Here is a 19,949-nt window from a genome sequence, read left to right as displayed (position 1 = left end):
CGGAACGGGCGGCCATGATCGTGCCGGGATCGGCCTTGAGCATGACGGCCAGCGCATAGGCGCCGGTCACGCGGTTCAGCATCTTCAGCATGGCGGCGCGCGGATCGAAGCCCTCGCGCAGATATTTTGCCATCAGCTGGGCGACGACCTCGGTGTCGGTCTGGGTTTCGAAGACCGAGCCGTCCGCGGTCAACTCGTCACGAAGCTCGGAAAAGTTCTCGATGATGCCGTTATGGACGACGGCGACGCCTTCGACGAAATGCGGATGGGCATTGGTCTCGTTCGGCACGCCATGAGTGGCCCAGCGGGTATGGGCGATTCCGACCAGACCCGGCAGCGGTTCCGCATCGAGGCGTTTTTCCAGATTAAAGAGCTTGCCTTCGGCGCGGCGGCGATCCATCACGCCCTCATGGATGGTGGCGACACCGGCGGAATCATAACCGCGATATTCGAGACGCTTCAGCGCATCGACCAGGCGCCCGGCGACAGGCTGAGTTCCGACGATCCCCACAATTCCGCACATGCAATATCCCCATAAGCCTTCGATAACGAGGCCAGTCCTAACGATTTCCGCTTATTTCTCAATGGCCTCGGCGGTCACTTTCAATTTCCGCCGGTTACGCAAAGCGTCCCTCAGGCTTTCGCCTTCTTTGCCGCCTTGATGGCGAGCGCGCGTTCGCGCAGCAAGGACGCGCGGCCGGGCTTGATCTCCTGGCGGGCGCGGCCGAGCGCCAGCGCATCGGCCGGGACGTCGGCGGTGATAACGCTTCCTGACCCGATATAGGCGCCGTCGCCGATCGTCACCGGCGCGACCAGCGAGGAGTTGGAACCGATGAAGGCGTTTTCGCCGATCACCGTTTCGCTCTTGTTGACCCCGTCATAATTGCAGGTGATCGTGCCGGCGCCGATGTTGCTGCCGGCGCCGACGACGGCATCGCCGATATAGGTGAGGTGGTTGACCTTGGCGCCCTCGCCCAACCGGCCGTTCTTCACCTCGCAGAAATTGCCGACCTTCGCGCCGTTTGCGAGATCAGCACCCGGCCGCAGCCGTGCGAAGGGGCCGACGGTCGCGCTCTCACTGACATGAGCGCCTTCGATATGCGAGAAAGCGTGAATGACGGCGCCGCTGTCGATCACCGCGCCAGGGCCGAAGACGACGTTCGGCTCGATCAGCGCATCCTGGCCGATGACTGTATCGTAGGAGAGGAACACCGTTTCCGGTGCGATCATGGTGACGCCCGCCAGCATCATTTCGCGGCGGCGGCGCTCCTGCCAGAAGCGCTCGATGACGGCGAGTTCGGCGCGGTTGTTGCAGCCGGTCATCTCGATTTCAGGGGCATCGACGGCGGTGACGCGACCGCCGAGCGAGCGGGCGATTTCGACGAGATCGGTCAGATAGAATTCGCCCTTGGCATTGGCATTGCCGATGCGCGAGAGGAGATCGAGCGCCTTGCGGCCGTTGATCGCCATCAGCCCGCTGTTGCACCAGGTCACCGAGCGCTCGGCATCGGTCGCATCCTTCTCCTCGCGGATGGCGATCAATTCGCCGTCCTTGACGAGCAGCCGGCCATAGCCGGTCGGACGGTCGGTGTGAAAACCGATGACGACGATGTCGCTGCCATCGGCAAGACCCTGGCGGGCGGCTTTCAGCGGGCCGTCGGTCTGCAGCGGCACGTCGCCATAGGTGACGAGGATATCGTCATAACCATTGGCGATCGCTTCGCGCGCCGCCAGCACTGCGTGGCCGGTGCCGAGGCGCTGCTGCTGCAGATAGGATTCGACGCCGACACCATCGATGCTTGCGGCCTTTGCCACCTCCTCGGCGTCGCGGCCGACGACAAGGGCGACGGCGGAAATGCCGGCGGAGGCGACTGCCTCGACGACATGGGCGATCATAGGCCGCCCGGCGACCGGATGCAGCACCTTCGATTTCGAGGATTTCATCCGCGTGCTGTCACCGGCAGCTAGGATGACGGCAAGACAAGTACGTTCCATGATCTGCTCCGCGAATCCGCGCCATGAGGCGGCTTTGTTGCCTCATACTGCATAATTCCTGAAATCGGAATCGATTTCGGAAGCCGCGATGGAAGGATCGAAAGTGCGGCGGCGCCCTTTGCGCGTCTCCAAAGAAGCGCAACCCCATAGCACGGTCAAAGTCCTTACTTAGGTGAAACTTCGGGCGAAAGCGGCTCCATGGCAGCAGGATCGCCGCGGGTCGCGAAGGCTTCGTGCACATGATCGCGGCCGTCCAGGATGACGACTTCCATCGCCCGGCGCGCGGCGGCGCTGTCACCGGAAGCGATGGCATCGACGATGCGCATATGGGTGTCGGCAATATTGGCAAACCCATTTTCGGAGGGCGGCGTACTGATGCGGAACATGCCGACGAGAGCCGCCTCGATGAGGCTGCCGAGGGTGCGCATGAAGGGATTGTGCGAGGCTTCGGCGAGCGCCAGGTGAAAGTGCAGGTCGGCGAGCGCCAGGCTGTCGGCCGTATGATCGCTCGCCGCCATCTCCTCCGCCAGCCCGCGCAGTATCTCGATTTCCTCGGCGTTGGCCCGCTCGGCGACGAGGCCGGCGGCGAAGGGTTCAACGGCGAGGCGGATATCGTAAAGCTGCAACAGGAATTCTTCCGTCACACCGTTGTCGAAGTGCCAGGCGATGATCTCGCTGTCGAACATGTTCCAGAGGTTCTTCTCGGTCACACGCGTGCCGACGCGCGCCTTGGCGACGACCATGCCCTTGGCGGCGAGCGTCTTCATCGTCTCGCGCAAGACCGTGCGCGACACCTTGAAACGCTGCGCCAGTTCGGTGTCGCCGGGCAGGATCGAGCCGACGGGATAGGTGCCGGCGACGATCGCCTTGCCGAGCTCGTCGACCACCTGGGCGTGACTTGTCCGGGTCCGGCGCCCTGTCTTGCGTGTCTCGATCAATTTGTTGCGCAAGCGATCCGTCTCCCCCTCAGGCATACCTCTTGTTCAGACTGGAAAGGAACAGGATCGCCTTCTGCATCAGGATGAATGCAAACAGCAGCAGGCCGATCAGGATCTTGGTCCACCAGCTCGACAGCGTGCCGTCGAAGGTGATGTAAGTCTGAATGAGCCCCTGGATCAGGATGCCGATCAAGGTTCCTGCCACGAATCCCGCTCCTCCGGTCAGCAGCGTCCCTCCGATGACGACTGCCGCGATCGCGTCGAGTTCGACGCCGACCGCCGCAAGAGAATATCCAGCAGAGGTGTACAGCGAAAAAACGATTCCGGATAGGCCGGCGAGAAAACCCGACAGCGCATAGATCTGGATCGTCGTGCGGCCGACCGGCACGCCCATCAGCCGCGCCGTCTGCGGACCGCCGCCGAGCGCATAGACATTGGTGCCGAAGCGGGTGCGGTGGGCGATGAAGATGCCGGCGGCAAAGACCAGAAGCATGATGGCGCCGATCAGCGTCAGCCGCCCGCCTCCGGGCAGTCGCCAATAGAGGCTCGTCAGCGTCGAATAATAGTCGTGGTTGATCGGAATGCTGTCGATCGAGAGCACGAAAGCGATACCGCGCGCCAGGAACATGCCGGCAAGTGTGACGATAAAGGCCGGCATTTCAAGATAATGGATGATCGCGCCCATGACGGCACCGAAGGCGGTGGTGATGACGAGGACGAGGGCGAAGGCGAGCAGCGGATGGATCGAGCTGTTCTGCAGGACGACGGCGAGGAAGACGCCGGTGAAGGCGATGACCGAACCGATCGACAGATCGATACCGCCGGAGATGATGACGAAGGTCATGCCGACTGCGGCAATGCCGAGAAAGGCGTTGTCCGTCAGCAGATTGCCGATGACGCGTGTCGACAGCATGTTGGGATATTGCAGCGTGCAGCCGGCATAGGCGAGCACGAAGATGACGACGGTCGCAAGCAGCGGCAGGTATTTGGAGTTCATTTCTGCTGCTCCCTTCGGCTGGCGAAGATGGCGAGCGACTGCACCGCCGGCGACTGGATGACGAGGATCACGATGATGATGACCGCCTTGATGATCAGATTGAATTCGGGCGGAAAGCCGGAGGACAGGATGCCGGTGTTGACGGCCTGAATGATCATCGCGCCGATCAGCGATCCCACGATGCTGAAGCGACCGCCGAGCAGCGAATTGCCGCCGACGACAACGGCCAGGATGGCGTCGAGTTCGAGCCAGAGACCGGCATTGTTGGCGTCTGCGCCCTTGATGTCGGCTGCGACGATGATGCCGGCGATCGAGGCGCAGAGCCCGCTCAGCATGTAGACGGCCATCAGCAGCACCGGCGTCTGAATGCCGGAGAGCGTGCTTGCACGGCGGTTGATGCCGACGGCCTCGAGCAGCATGCCGAGCGCCGTGCGCCGGACGAGCAGGATGACCAGCAGGCCGACGAGCAGCCAGATGACCACGGGCATCGGCAGGAGGGCCAGGGAACCGCTGCCGAAGAAGATCAGACCGTCATCGTTGAAGGTCAGGATGGCGCCTTCGGTGATAAGCTGGGCGATGCCGCGGCCGGCGACCATCAGCACCAGCGTGGCGATGATCGGCTGAATATTGAGGATCGACACCAGGAAACCGTTCCAGACGCCGCAGGCAAGCCCGACCGCAAGCGTTAGGATAACGGTGTAAGCAACTGAATTTTCTGATACAATCGACGATGCGGCAACGGCACCGCAGATGGCGATGACCGCTCCGACGGACAGGTCGATGCCTTTGGTGGCAATCACCAGCGTCATGCCGATCGCCAAGAGCGCCACCGGCGCGCCGCGATTCAGCACGTCGATCAGGCTGCCATAAAGGCGTCCGTTCTGAACCACCACGTTAAAAAACTGTGGTGACGTTATGAAATTCAACAGAAGAATGACAACGAGGGCGATCAATTGCGGCGCCAGGCGATAAGCCAGCGCATTCCGGGAGGATTTCATGCTTCCTCCTTGTGCTCGGCGGCGGCAATGGAATCGACGATGGCGGCGGCGGTGATGCGCTCGCCCGTGAGTTCAGCGATATGCTGCCTGTCGCGAAGCACGATGACACGTGAACTATAGGCGACAAGCTCTTCAAGTTCCGAGGAAATTACGATCAATGACATGCCTTCGGCGCAGAGCTGTTCGATGAGCCGGATGATCTCGGCATGGGCGCCGACATCGATGCCGCGGGTCGGCTCGTCGAGGATGAGAAACTTGGGATTGGTCGCCAGCCAGCGGGCGAGGATCGCCTTCTGCTGGTTGCCGCCGGAGAGCAGACGGATCGGCTTTTCGCGGTCGGTGGTGCGGATGTCGAGCGCCTTGATATAGCGGTCGGCGAGCGCATTCTGCTCGGCGCGCGACAGCGGCCGGGTCCAGCCGCGGCGGGCCTGCAGCGCCAAGGCGATATTTTCCCTGATCGACAGGTCGCCGACGATGCCGTCGGTCTTGCGGTCCTCGGGGCAGAAGCCGAAGCCCTTTTCGATCGCGGCGCGCGGGCTGGACAGGGTTGCGGGCTGACCGTCGATCGTGGCGCTGCCGCTATCGGCATGCTCGACGCCGAAGAGCAGCTCGGCGGTTTCGGTGCGCCCCGAGCCGAGCAGACCGGCGATGCCGACCACCTCGCCTGCGCGCACATCGAGATCGAAGGGTTTGACCTTGCCGCGCTTGCCGTAGCCGGAAAATCTGTAGCGGACCTCGCCCGCTGCAATGCTGTGTTCCCTGACCGTCTCTTCGGCCTGGGCGAGCTCGCGGCCGAGCATCATGGCGATCAGGCCCTGGCGCGGCAGATCGGCGGCGTCGCGGGTGCCGACCAGCTTGCCGTTGCGCAGCACGGTGATGCGATCGCTGATCGCATAGACCTGCTCGAGGAAATGGGTAATGAAGACGATGCCGAGACCGCGCTTCTTCAGGTCCTCGATGATGCGGAAGAGCAGCGCCACTTCCTGGTTGTCGAGGCTTGCCGTCGGCTCGTCCAAGATCAGCACCTTGCCGGAGAGATCGACGGCGCGGGCGATGGCGACCACCTGCTGGACGGCGACGGAGAAGCGGCTGAGTTCGGCGGTGACGTCGATGTCGATACCGTAGCCGGCGAGCAGTTCGCGCGCCTTGCGGTTCATCGCGCGCACGTCGGTCATGCCGAAACGCCTTGGCTGGCGTCCGAGAAAGAGATTTTCGGCGACACTCAGATTGGTGAGGAGGTTGACCTCCTGATAGACGGTGCCGATGCCGAGCTTCTGGGCGGCGAGCGTATTGGCCGGATTGATTTCGTGGCCGTCGAGCACCAGGCTGCCGCCGTCACGATGGTAAGCGCCGGTGATGCATTTGATCAGCGTCGATTTTCCTGCGCCGTTCTCGCCGAGAAGCGCATGAACCTCGCCGCGGCGCAGCGTGAAATCCACCTTATCCAGGGCGACGGCGCCGGGGAAGAATTTCGATATCGCCGAGGCTGCGAGAATAGTCTCGTTATTGTGAACCATGAGGGCTGCTGTTTCCTGATATTGGCCTTGCACCTGCACCAAAACCGGGCATGACGCCCGGCCCGGCACCGGCAGTTCCGCACCGGCCCATGATGGACCGGTGCGGTTTCAGGTTCAAATCAGTAGCCCTGACCCTTCTTCTCTTCGTAGACCTTCATCGGGTCGTCGGCCGGCGTGTAGAGCTTGGACTCGGTCTGGATCCACTTTGCCGGAGCCTTCTTGTCCTTCAGATAGGCTTCGAGCGCATCGAGGGCGGGACCGGCCATGTTCGGCGTCAGTTCGACCGTGGCATTGGCCTCGCCTTCGGACATTGCCTTGAAAATGTCGGGGACGGCGTCGATCGAGACGACAAGGATATCCTTGCCGGGCTTCAAGCCGGCTTCCTTGATCGCCTGGATGGCGCCAACGGCCATGTCGTCGTTATGGGCGTAGAGCGCGCAGATATCCTTGCCGCCATTTTCAGCCTTCAGGAAGCTTTCCATGACTTCCTTGCCCTTGGTGCGGGTGAAGTCGCCGGTCTGGCTGCGAACGATCTTGAGGTTGTCGTGGCCTGCGAGAGCTTCTTCGAAGCCCTTCTTGCGGGCGATAGCCGGCGACGAACCGGTCGTGCCCTGCAGCTCGACGACATTGCACTTCTTGTCGCCAACGGTCTTGACCAGGAAGTCGCCGGCGACCTTGCCTTCATGCACGAGGTCGGACGTGACAGCCGTCAGGTAGAGATCGTCCGGAGCCTTGATGGTGCGGTCGAGAAGGATGACCGGGATCTTGGCTTCCTTGGCTTCCTTGAGAACATCGTCCCAGCCGGTTTCGACAACCGGCGCGATGAGGATGGCGTCGACGCCCTGTGCGATGAAGGAGCGCAGGGCCTTGATCTGGTTTTCCTGCTTCTGCTGGGCATCGGCAAACTTCAGATCGATGCCGCGCTTCTTGGCCTGCTCCTTGGTTACGGTCGTTTCAGCCGCACGCCAGCCCGATTCCGAGCCGATCTGCGAGAAGCCGACGGTCAGGCCGGCGGCCGAAGCCGAACCGAACATGCAGGCAGCCAAAATCGTGGCACTCAAAAGTGCAGTCTTCAATTTCATGATTTCCTCCCAATGCCGCATCTCGCGGCGCAGGGTCAAAAAATCATATAGTATTACTTTTGTAAATCGGTTTTTTAGGATGCGCTGCAGCAAAAAAAAGGGCGTCCACAGGGACGCCCTTCGCATCTGCAAAAACGCCGGCCGATTATTGCGCCGGCAGCTTGTCGTCGACGCCTTCGACGTAGAAGTTCATGCCGAGCAGCGTGCCATCATCGGCCTTCTCGCCCGCCTTCAGCCAGGGCGTACCGTCCTGCTTGTTGATCGGGCCGGTGAACGGATGCAGCTCGCCCGACTTGATCTTGGCTTCGGCTTCCTCGGCGAGTTTCTTCACGTCGTCGGGCATGTTCGTGTAGGGCGCCATCGTCAGAATGCCGTCCTTCAGGCCATCCCAGCTCTGTTCCGACTTCCAGGTGCCGTCGAGAAGCGCCTGGACGCGCTTGACATAATAGTTGCCCCAAGTGTCGATGATCGCGGTGAGCTGTACGTTCGGGCCAGCCTTGATCATGTCGGACGCCTGGCCGAATGCCTTGACGCCGCGTTGCTCGGCAACCTGCATCGGAGCGGTCGTGTCCGTGTGCTGGGTCAGAATATCGACGCCCTGGTCGAGCAGCGCCTTGGCGGCATCGGCTTCCTTGCCCGGGTCGAACCAGGTATTGACCCAGATGACCTTCATCTTGAAGTTCGGATTGACCGACTTGGCGCCGGTTTCAAAGGCGTTGATGCCCATCACCACCTCGGGGATGGGGAAGGAGGCGATATAGCCTGCCGTGCCGGTTTTCGACAGCTTGCCGGCGATAATGCCGCTGATGTAGCGGCCTTCATAGAAGCGCGAATTGTAGGTCGCGACATTGTCTGCGGCCTTGAAGCCGGTCGCATGCTCGAACTTCACTTTCGGGAACTTCTTGGCGACGGCGACAGTCGCGTCCATGTAGCCGAAGGATGTGGTGAAGATCAGCGAGCAGCCGGAACGGGCCATGCGCTCGATGGCGCGTTCGGCATCCGGACCTTCCGGAACACTTTCGAGGTAAGGCGTTTCGACCTTGTCGCCGAATTCCTTCTCGACCTGGAGGCGGCCGTTTTCATGGGCCTGCGTCCAGCCGCCATCGGTACGGGTGCCGACATAAACGAAGCAGACCTTGGTCTTGTCGGCAGCCTCGGCGGCCGAACCGATGCTCAGGACGAGGGCAGCTGTCGCTGCGAGAGCAAGTGCAAGTTTTTTCATAGTGATCCCTGTTGGTTGGAAGTTCGAAACCCGTCTTTTTTGTTGTTGCTCATCGGTCCGGCACGAAGGCTTTGCCAAGCGAGGCCGGCGTATTGATCAACGTCGTGCGCCGATTATGCGAGATGATGATGAGGACCACAACCGTCGCCGCATAGGGCAGCATCGATAGGAACTGCGACGGAATGCCGACGCCGAAGGCCTGCGCGTGCAGTTGCAGGATCGTCACCGCCCCGAAGAGATATCCGCCAGCCAGCAGGCGCCAAGGCCGCCACGAGGAGAAGACGACAAGCGCCAGCGCAATCCAGCCGCGCCCGGCCGACATATTCTCGGTCCACTGCGGCGTGTAGATCAGCGACAGCTGTGCCCCTGCAAGGCCTGCGCATGCACCGCCGAACATCACGGCGAGATAGCGCGTGCGGATGACGTTGATGCCGAGCGCATGCGCAGAGGCGTGATTATCGCCGATGGCGCGTATCTTCAGGCCGGTACGGCTCCTGAAGAGGAACCAGTTGACGGCGACAACGAGCAGGATCGACAGGTAGAAGATCAGATCCTGCTTGAAGAGGACCGTTCCGACATAGGGAATAGCCGAGAGCACCGGGATTTCAATCGGCAGCAGCCGGATGCCGGGCGCGCCGACGAAGGCTTCGCCGAGCATGCCGGACGCGCCAAGGCCCAGGATTGTCAGGGCAAGGCCCGTCGCCACCTGATTGGTGACGAGCGTCAGCGTCAGGAAGGCGAAGAGCAGCGAAAACAGCGCGCCGCTGACGATGCCGCCGACAATACCGATATAGGCCGATCCGGTGAGCTGGGCTGCGGCAAAGGCACCGACGGCACCGATGATCATCATGCCTTCGACGCCGAGGTTGAGAACGCCCGAGCGCTCCGTCACGAGTTCGCCGAGCGCGGCGATCACGAGCGGCGTCGAGGCGGTGATAACAGTCAGCAGAATGGCTTCGAAGATGCTCATGCCGCCCCACCCCTTAGCCGCGACCAGACGATGCGGATTTTGTAATAGATCAGTGTATCGCAGGAGAGCACGAAGAAGAGCAGCAGCCCTTGGAAGACGCGGGTGACCTTGTCGGAAACGCCGAGCGATAGCTGCGCCGCCTCGCCGCCGAGATAGGTCAGCGCCAGCACCAGGCCCGATGCGATGATGCCGAGCGGATTAAGCCTTCCCAGGAAGGCGACGATGATGGCGGTGAAGCCATAGCCCGGCGAAATCGCCGGCTGCAGGTGGCCGATCGAGCCGGAAACCTCGGCTATTCCGGCGAGGCCGGCAAGAGCGCCGGAGAAGAGGAAGCTGAACCAGATCATCTTCTTCGAGGAGAAGCCGGCAAAGCGCCCTGCCCGCTCCGACTGGCCGAGCACGACGATCTCGAAGCCTTTCAGCGTATAGCGCAGCATGAACCAGGCGCCGATTGCCGCAACGATCGCGAAGATGAAGGCCCAATGCGCCCGGCCGGATTCCTCCCAGATCGCCGGCAGCACCGCTTCCGGGGCGAAATCACGCGAGACGGGGAAATTAAAGCCCTTCGGATCGCGCCAGGCGCCGCGGATCAGCCAATCGAGGAAGAGCTGGGCGATATAGACCAGCATCAGCGATGTCAGGATTTCATTGGTGTTGAAATGCGCCTTCAACAGCGCCGGAATGGCGGCGAACAACGCGCCGCCGAGCGCTCCAAGGACCAGCATCAGCGGCAGGACCAGCGGCGAATGCCAGTCGTAGAAGACGATCGGCAGATAGGAGCCGGTGATGGCGCCGATGGTGAACTGGCCTTCGGCGCCGATATTCCAGTTGTTCGAGCGATAGCAGACAGCAAGGCCGACGGCGATCAGGATCAGGGGCGCTGCCTTGATCGCCAGCTCGTGCAACGACCAGATTTCGAGCAGCGGCTCGACGAAGAAGGCCTCCAGCGCCTCGACCGGATCCTTGCCGAGCATGGCGAACATGATGGCGCCGAAGGCGAGCGTCAGGACAAGCGCCAGCAGCGGCGAGACGAAGGCAAAGAGCTTCGAGACGTCGGGGCGTCTTTCCAATTCAATGCGCATGGGCTGTCTCCGCGGCATGCTTGTCTTCGTGCAGGCCACCCATCAGCAAGCCGATTTTTTCGCGCGTCAGTTCACCGGCCGGATAAGGCCTGGAAAGGCGCCCTTCGGAAATGACGGCGATATCGGTCGCCACTTCGAAGATCTCGTCGAGATCCTGGCTGATGACGACGACGGCCGAGCCCGCCTTTGCGAGATCGACCAAGGCCTGGCGGATGCGGCTTGCGGCGCCTGCATCGACGCCCCAGGTCGGTTGGTTGACGACAAGGACGGCCGGCTGGCGGTCGAGCTCGCGGCCGACGATGAACTTCTGCAGATTGCCGCCGGACAGAGAACCGGCGGCGGGATCGTCACCGCTCTTGCGGACATCCAGCGCCGCGGAGATGCGCCGCGCGGCGGATTTCACTGCGCCGTGACGGATGATGCCAAGGATACCGAGAAAGGCTTTCCGATCCGACTGGCTGCGGGCCAGCACCAGATTGTCCGACAGTTTCATGGCGGAAACGGCGGCGTGGCCATGCCGCTCCTCCGGCACGAAGCCGGCGCCGAGCAGGCGGCGGGCGGTGATGCCATCGGTGCCCACAGGCTTCTTGCGGATGACGATCGCCTCGGCCGAAGCGACCGGATATTCGCCGGAGAGCGCATCGAAGAGCTCGCTCTGGCCGTTGCCGGCAACACCGGCAATCGCAAGGATTTCACCGGCGCGCACCCTCATGGAGACATCGCGCAGCGGCATGGCAAAGGGCGTGCGCGCGGCAACCGACAGGCTTGAAACGGCAAGCTGCACCTCCCCCTTGTCAGAGCGCTCGGGATGGGTGACGGTCGCCACCTCGCTGCCGACCATCATCCGGGCAAGCGAGGCCGGCGTCTCCTGCTTTGGATCGCAGGCGCCGGTCACCCGGCCATGGCGCAGCACGGTGGCGCGATCGCAGATACGCTGCACCTCCTCCAGGCGGTGGCTGATATAGAGAACCGAGCGGCCCTCGGCGCGCAGCTTGAACAGCGTTTCGAACAGCCGGTCGGCCTCCTGCGGCGTCAGCACCGAGGTCGGCTCATCGAGAATGATGAGCTTCGGATTTTGCAGCAGCGCACGAACGATCTCGATGCGCTGGCGCTCCCCGACGGAGAGATCGGCGACATGGGCATGCGGATCGAGCGGCAGGCCGTAGGCGACCGACAGCGCCCTCGCCTCCTCGGCGATCCGGTCGATCGGAATGCTGCCATCGAGGGAAAGCGCAATGTTTTCGGCAACGGTCAGCGCCTCGAACAGCGAAAAATGCTGGAAGACCATGCCGATGCCGAGCTTGCGAGCCTCGCCCGGCGAAGCAACCGCGACCGGGCTGCCCTGCCAGAGAATATGCCCCTGCGTCGGCTCCAGAACACCGAACAGCATCTTGACGAGCGTGGATTTGCCTGCGCCATTTTCGCCGAGAAGCGCGTGAATTTCGCCCGGCGCTATATCGAGATCGATTTCATTGCAGGCGGCAAAGCCACCGAAAAACTTCGTCAGCTTCTGGACGGATAGTAACGCACCGGAATCCGGCACATTCAATGGCGACACGTTCCCCTCATTTCTTCTGCCAACCGGTCCGTTCGGATCTCATGGAATCAGCAGCGTCGTTCCTGTTGTTTTTCTTGTTTCGAGATCCGCGTGAGCCCGCCCAACCTCACGCAGCGGATAGGTTTGGTTGATATTGATACGCACTTTGTTGCTTTGCACAACATCAAATAGCGCTTTCGCACTGTCGACCAATTCCCGGCGCGCGGCGATATAGGTGAAGAGCGTCGGTCGCGTTGCAAAGAGCGAGCCTTTCTGCGCCAACTGGGAAAGGCTGAAGTTCTCGATCGGCCCGGAGGATTGGCCGAAAGAGGCAAAAAGGCCGCGCGGCTTCAGGCAATCGAGCGACTGTGGAAAAGTATCGCGGCCGATCGAATCATAGACGACATCGACACCCTTGCCCCCGGTGATTTCACGCACGCGGGTGACGAAGTCTTCGCTCTTGTAGTTGATCACATGGTCGTAGCCATGGGCGAGCGCCAGCTCGACCTTGTCTTCAGAGCCCGCCGTGCCGATGACGGTGGCGCCGAGCGCCTTTGCCCATTGGCCGGCGATCAGCCCGACGCCGCCGGCGGCGGCATGAAACAGCAGAACCGTCTCGGTGCCGACCTCGAAGGTGCGGTTCAGGAGATATTCGGCGGTCATCCCCTTCAGCATCATCGCCGCCGCCGTCTCGAGCGCAATGCCATCGGGGACATGCACGAGATGGCGCGCCTCGATATTGCGCTCGGCGGCATAGGCGCCGTCGGCGCTGGCATAGGCGACCCGGTCGCCGACCTTGAAATCGGTCACGCCGGAGCCGACTGACGTCACCGTGCCGGCGCCCTCCTTGCCGGTGACGAAGGGCAGATGCGGCACCTTGTAGGAGCCGTTGCGGAAATAGACGTCGATGAAATTGAGGCCGATCGCCACCTGGCTGATCTGCACCTCACCGGCCGCGGGCGGTGCAAGATCGATCTCGACATAGTCGAAAACCTCCGGCCCGCCCGTCTTCGAGAATGAAACCGCCTGCGTCTTCGTCATCTTGCCTGTCCTCAAGTTTCACGTCCAAGGGCGGGGAAGAATTGCAGCACCGCGCCGATGACGTAAAGATAGAGCCCGGTCACGATAAAGAGAATGAGCGCCCATTCGGGCGTGTCGAAGTGCATCAGCAGCGAAAAAACGCCGAGCGCCGACCACAGGAAAAAGACGCCGAGATTGAGCGGGCGCAGCCGTTTGACGCGGACCGGGTGGAGGAAATTGATCGGCAGGAAGGTCAGCACCACCGAGACGATGACGACGGCGAGCGCCGTCGTCGCGCTGGCATCGATGACGAACAGGGTGAAGACGATCATGTTCCAGACCACGGGAAAGCCGGAAAAGAAATACTCCTCGGTCTTCATGCCCATATCGGCATAATAGATGGCGCTGGAAACGACGATCATGCCGGCGGCGACGAAAGACCAGGGCTCGCCGATCATGCCGCTCTGATAGAGCGCGAAGGCCGGCAGCAGCACATAGGTGACGTAATCGATGATATTGTCGAGCGTGTCGCCCGACCAGTTCGGCAGCACTTCCTTGACGCGCACCTTACGGGCGATCGGCCCATCGATGCCGTCGACGAGAAGGGCAAGCCCCAGCCACCAGAACATGTCGATGAAGCGATGTTCGGCGGCAGCCACAACGCCGAGAAAGGCAAGGAAGGAGCCCGAGGCCGTCAGGATGTGGACGGAAAAGGCGCGCATTTCCGCGTAAGGAACACGCTTGTAATTGAAAATCTTCATATTCCCCGACCGCCCTATCGCGCTCGCCCCGGCAAGCGTCTTTTTTGCCACCGGCACCGATCCCGTCGCTGAATCGGTTCCCGTAGATCCTTGTTGTCGCACCGCTTTTGCCGAAAACCGGCGTCCACATCAGGCGCGCCGCCCTAATATGCATCCTTTGCCGGGCTTCGCCAGCAGGAAATACGAATTGCCGGCCCGCCCCCGAGATCGCCATTGAATCCTGACAATGACATGCATATTTCCCTTCAGGAGCGCTGCGTGGAATGGAATGCCTTTAATTCGAGCCCGATATGTAATATCTGCCTCGCATCCGATAGTTCATCCGACGAAACGGGATCCTCTACCGCAATGAACGCGCCTGCAAAGACCGAAGACTTCGCCTCGTCCATCCCCGCCGGCGTCTACGCCGAGACGGTGCTTGCCGTGACGCATTATACCGACCGGCTCTTCCGCTTCACGATGACCCGGCCGCAGGGCTTCCGTTTCCGTTCCGGCGAATTCGCGATGATCGGCCTGATGGTCGAGGGCAAGCCGGTCTTCCGCGCCTATTCGATCGCCAGCCCCGCCTGGGCCGAAGAGCTCGAATTCTTCTCGATCAAGGTGCCGGACGGCCCGCTCACCTCGCATCTGCAGGCGATCAAGCCGGGCGACCAGGTGCTGATGCGCAAGAAGCCGACGGGAACGCTGGTGCTCGATGCGCTGACCCCCGGCCGCCGTCTTTACATGTTCTCGACGGGAACGGGCGTTGCGCCATTCGCCAGCCTGATCCGCGATCCCGAGACCTATGAGAAGTTCGAGGAGGTCATCCTCACTCATACGACCCGCGATGTCGCCGAGCTGAAATACGGCTTCGACCTCGTGCACGAGATCCAGAATGACGAGCTGCTGAAGGAAGTCGTCGGCGACAAGCTGCGCCATTATGCGACCGTCACGCGCGAAGACTTCGAATATCGCGGCCGCATCACCGACCTGATCTCGTCAGGCAAGCTGTTTACCGATCTCGGCGTGCCGCCGCTCGACCCGGCGATCGACCGCGGCATGATCTGCGGCTCCTCGGCCATGCTGAAGGACACCAAGGAACTGCTCGAAAAGGCCGGCCTCAATGAAGGCGCCAACAGCAAGCCCGCCGAATTCGTCATCGAACGCGCCTTCGTCGGCTGAAAGTTTTCCGACAAGCAGATCTGACAACGGCTCCGGAAACGGGGCCGTTTCTATTTTTGGGCGAGATAGTCGATCAGCTCCGTCATGGCGGCGCGCGCCTCCTTCGGCCTGCCCTGCTGAATGGCGCGAATGACGGCAACATGCAGCGCGATGGCGCGATCCATGCGCTCGGGGCTTGCGGTGGAATACCAGAGGCGGCGCGAATGCGTCTGCACCGGGCCGAGCGCTGCGACGATAAAGCCGTTCGGGCAGGCATCCTCGAGGATTTCGTCGAAAGCCTTGTCGGCGGCGAAGAAGCCGGCGAGATCGCCGGTCACCGCACATTCCTCCATCGCGCGAGCGCAGTCGCCGAGACGTTCGCGCTGCTCGTCGGTCGCATGTTCGGCGGCCAATGCGGCCGCGATCGGCTCCAGCTCTCGGCGCACCTGCATAACGTTGCCGTGATCCTCCGCCGCGATTTCGGCCACCTGCAACCCGACGCGCGGCTTGACGAGGATCAGCCCCTGCCAGGCCAGCTTCTGGATCGCCTCGCGCACCGGCGTGCGGCCATGGCCCGCCAAATCGATCAGCTGCTTCTCAGTGACGAACGCGCCTGGCTTCAGGGCCAGGGTGACAATCAGGTGCTCCAGCGCGAGGTAGGCACGATGGCTTTGTGACGTCTGCATGCTGAAAGTCCGCTGCCCAATCTGATATATCACATAGTGGCACGGTCAAAAACCGAACACAAGTCGGCATTGAAATATGAGAATAGAGACAAATAGATAACATCGGTGTGAGTTTCGGGGACTCAGGCGTCTACGCCACGAAAGAACTTATTTCGCCGTTCCAACCTCCCTCATACTCGGCCTTGAGCCGAGCATCCACATCGCATCCACCAGCGGCAGTGGCATGGATCCTCGGCTCAAGGCCGAGGAGGACAGAAAGCGGGGTTGGCGCTCTTCCCAAACTCATGCCCAGCGTAAAGAGCCACTCGGGCGCTTCATCAAGCCGACACCTGACCCTCAGTCAGCTCTTGCGAAAAGCCCGGCTGGACACCGAGATCGAATTTTGACAGGGGTCTTTGGCATTCGCGAACACATAGCCGTCGGCTTGATGGAGAACACCGAACTCAAGGCCGTTCTCTGCGCAACGCCTGCAAAAAGCCTCGACATGCTCCACGTCGAAGATGAGCTTGACGATGGATTGGCCGCCCCGCTGTCCCTTGGCAGCCGGATGAAGCATTATATTGGCGCCACCGTCCCGAGCGACAAGTTCAACGATCCTGTCGCCCGGCAGACGTGTCGCCGTGAAGCCGAAGTGCTTCTCATAAAACCGTGCCGTTTCCTCGACATTCCCAGCGTAGATCACCAGCCTGTTGAGCGACATGATGCGGACCTCCGATAGCGCTTGCATCCGATTGATAGGAGTAGCGGGACATCGCGCGTTTTGCCACGCCGCTTCACTCGTGCCGCAGTGCCTCGATCGGGTTCAACTGCGCTGCCCGTCTCGCCGGGAAATAGCCGAAGATCATGCCGATTGCGGCGGAGAAGAGGAAGGCGACGGCGACCATCAGGGGGCTGAAGACGAAGGGGACTTTCAGGAGGGTGACCGCCACCAGGCCGAGGCTGAGGCCCAGCACGATGCCGGTGATGCCGCCGAAGAGCGACAGCGCCACCGCCTCGACCAGGAACTGGGTGAGCACCTGGCTTTCGAGCGCGCCGATCGCCAGGCGAATGCCGATTTCGCGGGTTCGCTCGGTGACGGAGACCAGCATGATGTTCATGATGCCGATGCCGCCGACGAGCAGGCTGATGGCGGCGACCGCGCCGAGCAGGCCGGTGAGCAGCGTCGTCGTGCCGGTCATCGCCTCGGCGATCTGCGTCATGTCGTTGACGTTGAAATCGTCCTGCCGGCCGGGAATGATCTTGCGGCGTTCGCGCAGGAGGTTTTCGATATCGGCCTGCACCTTGGCAGTCGACACACCGTCGCGCGCCGAGATGACGATCTGCGGCACGTTGCTGTTGCCGCTGATGCGCCGCTGGAACACCTTGACCGGCATGATGACGACATCGTCCTGATCGGTACCCATGCCGGACTGGCCGCGTTTGGCAAGCACGCCGATCACAGGGCATGAGACCTTGCCGACGCGGATCTGCTGGCCGACCGGGTCGGCGGCGCCGAAGAGCTGCGAGCGCACCGTCTCGCCGATGATGCAGCGGGACTGGCCGCGCTCTTCGGCGGGCGTGAAATTGCGGCCGAGCGCCAGGTTCCAGTCCTGCGCGACGAAATAGTCGTTGGTGGTGCCATAAACGCTGGTCGAATGGTTCTGGCCGCCGAAAATAACCGTCGCCGTCGACTGGTTGAGCGGCGCCACCGCCCTCAAGCCACCGATCTGATCGCGGATGGCGGCGACGTCCTTGACACTGAACCGCTTGGCCTCGGAGCTTGCCCGGCCGGGTCCGAACTGGCCTGGGCGGACGAACAGCATGTTGGTGCCGAGCCGCGACAATTCGGTCGAGACCTGCGCGGTCGTGCCGTTGCCGATCGTCACCAGCGCAATAACGGCGGCAACGCCGATGACGACGCCGAGCACGGTCAGGAAGGAGCGCAGCATATTGCGGTTGATGGCGCGCAGCGCGAGTTTCAGCGTCTCAAAGAACATGATCCGCCCTCCTCCGGTGCTCGACCTCGGTCTCCAGCTTGCCGTCGACAAACCTGAGCAGCCGCTCAGCATAGGCGGCGATATCGGGCTCGTGCGTGACCATGACGATGGTGATGCCCTGCTCGCGGTTCAGCCGCGTCAGCAGATCCATGATCTCGACGCTGGTCTTGGTGTCGAGATTGCCGGTGGGCTCATCGGCGAGCAGCAGCGCCGGCTCGGTGACGATGGCGCGGGCAATGGCGACGCGCTGCTGCTGGCCGCCTGACAGTTCCTGGGTCTTGTGATGTTCGCGGCCGGACAGGCCGACCAGCGCCAGCGCCTCGCGCGCCCGTTCGCGCCGCTCACGCACCGCCATGCCGCGATAGATCAGCGGCAGTTCGACGTTTTCGACCGCCGAGGTGCGCGACAGGAGATTGAAGCCCTGGAAGACGAAACCGAGCATGTGGCGGCGCAAGAGCGTCAGATGGCTGCGGTCGAAGTCGCTGGTCGCAATACCTTGGAAGACGTATTCGCCCGATGTCGGCACGTCGAGGCAGCCGAGGATGTTCATCGCCGTCGACTTGCCGGAGCCGGATGGCCCCATGATCGCGACGAATTCATGGGCGGCGATCGCCAGGTCGACATGGTCGAGGGCGCGGATCGCCGCCTCGCCCTCGCCGTAGATTTTCGAGACCTGCCTGAATTCGATGAGCGGCGGGCTTGTCATCCGTCTCTCCGCCTAATTCGTCCGCACCGCAGCGTCGGTCACCAGTGCATCGTTTTCCTTGATTTCGCCGGAGACGACCTGGGTGAACTGGCCGTCGGACGAGCCGACCTGGATGACGACAGGCGTGGAGCGGCCGTCGCGCAGCACCCAGACGCGGCGCTCCGTTCCCGTCAGCGCCTGGGCCGAATTGCCGCCGCGCCGGCGGGGCGGGCCGAAGATCCCCAGAATACCGCGGCCGCGCCGTTCGGCCTGCGGCGGAGCGTAACGCAGCGCGGCATTCGGCACCATCAGCGTATCCTTGACGGCCTCGACAGTGATATCGGCGGTCGCCGTCATGCCGGGGCGCAGCAGCAGGTCGGCATTGTCGACGGAGAGGACCGCCTTGTAGGTCACGACGTTGTTGACCACTTCGGAGGCGAAGCGGATCTGCTCGATTTCGGCGGGGAAGGACCGGTCGGGATAGGCGTCGACGGTAAATTTCGCCTTCTGGCCGACGGCGATCTTGCCGACATCGGCCTCGTCGACATCGACCTGCAGCTCCATCTTCTTCAGGTCGCCGGCGATGGTGAAGAGGATCGGCGCCGAAAGCGAGGCTGCGACGGTGGCGCCGGGATTGACCGAGCGGGTGAGGATGACGCCATCGATCGGCGAGATGATCTTAGCCTTGGCGAGATTGACCTCGGCAAGCTGCAGGTCGGCTTCCGAGACGAGCACCTCGGCTTCGTTGATCTGTTTGGCGGCGACAGCGGAATCATATTTGTAGGTGGCATCGTCGAGGCTCTGCTGGGTGGAGACATTGCTCCTGACCAGGCTCTTCAGCCGCTCGAGCGAGGTGCTTGCCGATTCGAGATCGGCATTGGCCTTGGCGACGTTCGCCTTGGCCGAATTGACCTTGGCGCGCGAACTCTTCACATCCGCCTCGAGCTTGTTGGTATCGAGCTGCGCCAACACATCGCCCGCCTTGATCGTGCTGTTGTAATCGACGTTGACGTCGCGGACGGTGCCGGAAAGTTCGCTCGATATATCCACTTGCTCGGTCGGCTGCACCGATCCGGTGGCGGTGACGAGCACCGTCAGGGCGCCGCGTTTTGCCGGCTGCGTCGTGTAGCTCACTTCGCTTTGCCCGCTGCCGGCGTAGAAATAAGCGGCAGCCGCGGCGGCACCGGCGAGGATCAGCAGGATGAGCAGGCGTCCGCGCCAGCGGCTGCGCTTGTCCCGCTTTCCCGATGCGGCAAGAACCGCTGCGAGGTCGGGCGTCGGGCCCGCCTTTGCTCCGGTTTCGTTGCCGCTCACGATTTTGTTCATGTCATCCTCGATCAGTC

The 19,949-nt window shown here is 62.2% G+C and carries 18 protein-coding genes and 1 pseudogene; 1 reads left to right on the top strand and 18 read right to left on the bottom strand.

Annotation, left to right across the window (positions count from 1 at the left end; translation table 11 throughout):
• The 13 genes and pseudogenes from CO655_RS29305 to pcsA form a co-directional block, all read right to left on the bottom strand.
• Positions 1–523 (bottom strand): annotated as a pseudogene (locus CO655_RS29305) (glutamine--fructose-6-phosphate aminotransferase); the annotation flags it as partial.
• Positions 524–633: 110 nt separating this feature from the next.
• Positions 634–1,995 carry a bifunctional UDP-N-acetylglucosamine diphosphorylase/glucosamine-1-phosphate N-acetyltransferase GlmU gene (glmU, locus tag CO655_RS29300; RefSeq protein WP_097667644.1) on the bottom strand — a complete coding sequence of 454 codons (1,362 nt, stop codon included), beginning with the start codon at positions 1,993–1,995 and terminating at the stop codon, positions 634–636.
• A gap of 164 nt (positions 1,996–2,159) precedes the next feature.
• Positions 2,160–2,945 carry a FadR/GntR family transcriptional regulator gene (locus CO655_RS29295; protein WP_097667646.1) on the bottom strand — a complete coding sequence of 262 codons (786 nt, stop codon included), beginning with the start codon at positions 2,943–2,945 and terminating at the stop codon, positions 2,160–2,162.
• 16 nt (positions 2,946–2,961) lie between these two features.
• A complete protein-coding gene (gene yjfF / locus CO655_RS29290) occupies positions 2,962–3,930 on the bottom strand; it encodes a galactofuranose ABC transporter, permease protein YjfF (protein ID WP_097608000.1) in 969 nt (322 codons plus the stop codon).
• Positions 3,927–4,928, bottom strand: a complete 1,002-nt coding sequence (locus CO655_RS29285) for an ABC transporter permease (RefSeq protein WP_097667643.1) — start codon at positions 4,926–4,928, stop codon at positions 3,927–3,929. Before CO655_RS29285 ends, yjfF begins: the two co-directional genes overlap by 4 nt.
• Positions 4,925–6,445 (bottom strand): galactofuranose ABC transporter, ATP-binding protein YtfR, encoded by a 1,521-nt coding sequence (gene ytfR, locus CO655_RS29280; protein ID WP_097608002.1) that lies wholly within the window; start codon positions 6,443–6,445, stop codon positions 4,925–4,927. The genes CO655_RS29285 and ytfR overlap by 4 nt, the downstream gene beginning before the upstream one ends.
• 119 nt (positions 6,446–6,564) lie before the next feature.
• Positions 6,565–7,527, bottom strand: a complete 963-nt coding sequence (gene ytfQ, locus CO655_RS29275; RefSeq protein WP_097608003.1) for a galactofuranose ABC transporter, galactofuranose-binding protein YtfQ — start codon at positions 7,525–7,527, stop codon at positions 6,565–6,567.
• Between the two features lie 145 nt (positions 7,528–7,672).
• Positions 7,673–8,749 (bottom strand): BMP family ABC transporter substrate-binding protein, encoded by a 1,077-nt coding sequence (locus CO655_RS29270; RefSeq protein ID WP_097608004.1) that lies wholly within the window; start codon positions 8,747–8,749, stop codon positions 7,673–7,675.
• Positions 8,750–8,798: 49 nt separating this feature from the next.
• Positions 8,799–9,719 carry an ABC transporter permease gene (locus tag CO655_RS29265; RefSeq protein WP_010029215.1) on the bottom strand — a complete coding sequence of 307 codons (921 nt, stop codon included), beginning with the start codon at positions 9,717–9,719 and terminating at the stop codon, positions 8,799–8,801.
• Positions 9,716–10,801, bottom strand: coding sequence for an ABC transporter permease (locus tag CO655_RS29260; RefSeq protein WP_097608006.1), 1,086 nt, complete (start codon positions 10,799–10,801; stop codon positions 9,716–9,718). The genes CO655_RS29265 and CO655_RS29260 overlap by 4 nt, the downstream gene beginning before the upstream one ends.
• Entirely contained in the window at positions 10,791–12,359 is a 1,569-nt protein-coding gene (locus CO655_RS29255) for an ABC transporter ATP-binding protein (RefSeq protein WP_097667642.1), read from the bottom strand. The genes CO655_RS29260 and CO655_RS29255 overlap by 11 nt, the downstream gene beginning before the upstream one ends.
• 39 nt (positions 12,360–12,398) lie before the next feature.
• Positions 12,399–13,379: a quinone oxidoreductase gene (locus tag CO655_RS29250; RefSeq protein ID WP_097667641.1), complete on the bottom strand. Its 981-nt coding sequence runs from the start codon at positions 13,377–13,379 to the stop codon at positions 12,399–12,401.
• Positions 13,380–13,390: 11 nt separating this feature from the next.
• The gene (gene pcsA, locus CO655_RS29245; protein ID WP_010028790.1) at positions 13,391–14,119 is read right to left on the bottom strand and encodes a phosphatidylcholine synthase; all 729 of its coding nucleotides are present in this window, start codon (positions 14,117–14,119) and stop codon (positions 13,391–13,393) included.
• A gap of 348 nt (positions 14,120–14,467) precedes the next feature.
• Between pcsA and CO655_RS29240 the strand changes: the two genes are divergently transcribed.
• A complete protein-coding gene (locus CO655_RS29240) occupies positions 14,468–15,280 on the top strand; it encodes a ferredoxin--NADP reductase (protein ID WP_010060954.1) in 813 nt (270 codons plus the stop codon).
• Between the two features lie 50 nt (positions 15,281–15,330).
• Here CO655_RS29240 and CO655_RS29235 read toward each other — a convergent pair whose 3' ends face one another.
• The 5 genes from CO655_RS29235 to CO655_RS29215 all read right to left on the bottom strand — a co-directional run bounded on the left by CO655_RS29235 (position 15,331) and on the right by CO655_RS29215 (position 19,932).
• Positions 15,331–15,945, bottom strand: a complete 615-nt coding sequence (locus tag CO655_RS29235; protein ID WP_097608010.1) for a GntR family transcriptional regulator — start codon at positions 15,943–15,945, stop codon at positions 15,331–15,333.
• Between the two features lie 340 nt (positions 15,946–16,285).
• Entirely contained in the window at positions 16,286–16,645 is a 360-nt protein-coding gene (locus tag CO655_RS29230) for a VOC family protein (protein WP_097608038.1), read from the bottom strand.
• 73 nt (positions 16,646–16,718) lie between these two features.
• A complete protein-coding gene (locus CO655_RS29225) occupies positions 16,719–17,921 on the bottom strand; it encodes an ABC transporter permease (RefSeq protein WP_097667640.1) in 1,203 nt (400 codons plus the stop codon).
• Positions 17,911–18,627 (bottom strand): ABC transporter ATP-binding protein, encoded by a 717-nt coding sequence (locus CO655_RS29220; protein ID WP_097608012.1) that lies wholly within the window; start codon positions 18,625–18,627, stop codon positions 17,911–17,913. The genes CO655_RS29225 and CO655_RS29220 overlap by 11 nt, the downstream gene beginning before the upstream one ends.
• Positions 18,628–18,639: 12 nt before the next feature.
• On the bottom strand, positions 18,640–19,932 hold the full coding sequence (locus CO655_RS29215; protein WP_097667639.1) for an efflux RND transporter periplasmic adaptor subunit: 1,293 nt from the start codon (positions 19,930–19,932) through the stop codon (positions 18,640–18,642).
• Positions 19,933–19,949: the final 17 nt, after the last annotated feature.

The sequence above is a fragment of the Rhizobium sp. M1 genome (assembly GCF_002531805.1).
GTDB lineage: Bacteria > Pseudomonadota > Alphaproteobacteria > Rhizobiales > Rhizobiaceae > Rhizobium > Rhizobium etli_C.
This window is presented reverse-complemented; position numbering and strand designations above follow the sequence as displayed.

Bases quoted from the DNA above. Each gene is read 5' to 3' on its own strand.
- glmU (WP_097667644.1), bottom strand. From the start codon at position 1,995: ATGGAACGTACTTGTCTTGCCGTCATCCTAGCTGCCGGTGACAGCACG.
- yjfF (WP_097608000.1), bottom strand. From the start codon at position 3,930: ATGAACTCCAAATACCTGCCGCTGCTTGCGACCGTCGTCATCTTCGTG.
- CO655_RS29285 (WP_097667643.1), bottom strand. From the start codon at position 4,928: ATGAAATCCTCCCGGAATGCGCTGGCTTATCGCCTGGCGCCGCAATTG.
- ytfR (WP_097608002.1), bottom strand. From the start codon at position 6,445: ATGGTTCACAATAACGAGACTATTCTCGCAGCCTCGGCGATATCGAAA.
- ytfQ (WP_097608003.1), bottom strand. From the start codon at position 7,527: ATGAAATTGAAGACTGCACTTTTGAGTGCCACGATTTTGGCTGCCTGC.
- CO655_RS29270 (WP_097608004.1), bottom strand. From the start codon at position 8,749: ATGAAAAAACTTGCACTTGCTCTCGCAGCGACAGCTGCCCTCGTCCTG.
- CO655_RS29265 (WP_010029215.1), bottom strand. From the start codon at position 9,719: ATGAGCATCTTCGAAGCCATTCTGCTGACTGTTATCACCGCCTCGACG.
- CO655_RS29260 (WP_097608006.1), bottom strand. From the start codon at position 10,801: ATGCGCATTGAATTGGAAAGACGCCCCGACGTCTCGAAGCTCTTTGCC.
- CO655_RS29250 (WP_097667641.1), bottom strand. From the start codon at position 13,379: ATGACGAAGACGCAGGCGGTTTCATTCTCGAAGACGGGCGGGCCGGAG.
- pcsA (WP_010028790.1), bottom strand. From the start codon at position 14,119: ATGAAGATTTTCAATTACAAGCGTGTTCCTTACGCGGAAATGCGCGCC.
- CO655_RS29240 (WP_010060954.1), top strand. From the start codon at position 14,468: ATGAACGCGCCTGCAAAGACCGAAGACTTCGCCTCGTCCATCCCCGCC.
- CO655_RS29235 (WP_097608010.1), bottom strand. From the start codon at position 15,945: ATGCAGACGTCACAAAGCCATCGTGCCTACCTCGCGCTGGAGCACCTG.
- CO655_RS29230 (WP_097608038.1), bottom strand. From the start codon at position 16,645: ATGTCGCTCAACAGGCTGGTGATCTACGCTGGGAATGTCGAGGAAACG.
- CO655_RS29225 (WP_097667640.1), bottom strand. From the start codon at position 17,921: ATGTTCTTTGAGACGCTGAAACTCGCGCTGCGCGCCATCAACCGCAAT.
- CO655_RS29220 (WP_097608012.1), bottom strand. From the start codon at position 18,627: ATGACAAGCCCGCCGCTCATCGAATTCAGGCAGGTCTCGAAAATCTAC.
- CO655_RS29215 (WP_097667639.1), bottom strand. From the start codon at position 19,932: ATGAACAAAATCGTGAGCGGCAACGAAACCGGAGCAAAGGCGGGCCCG.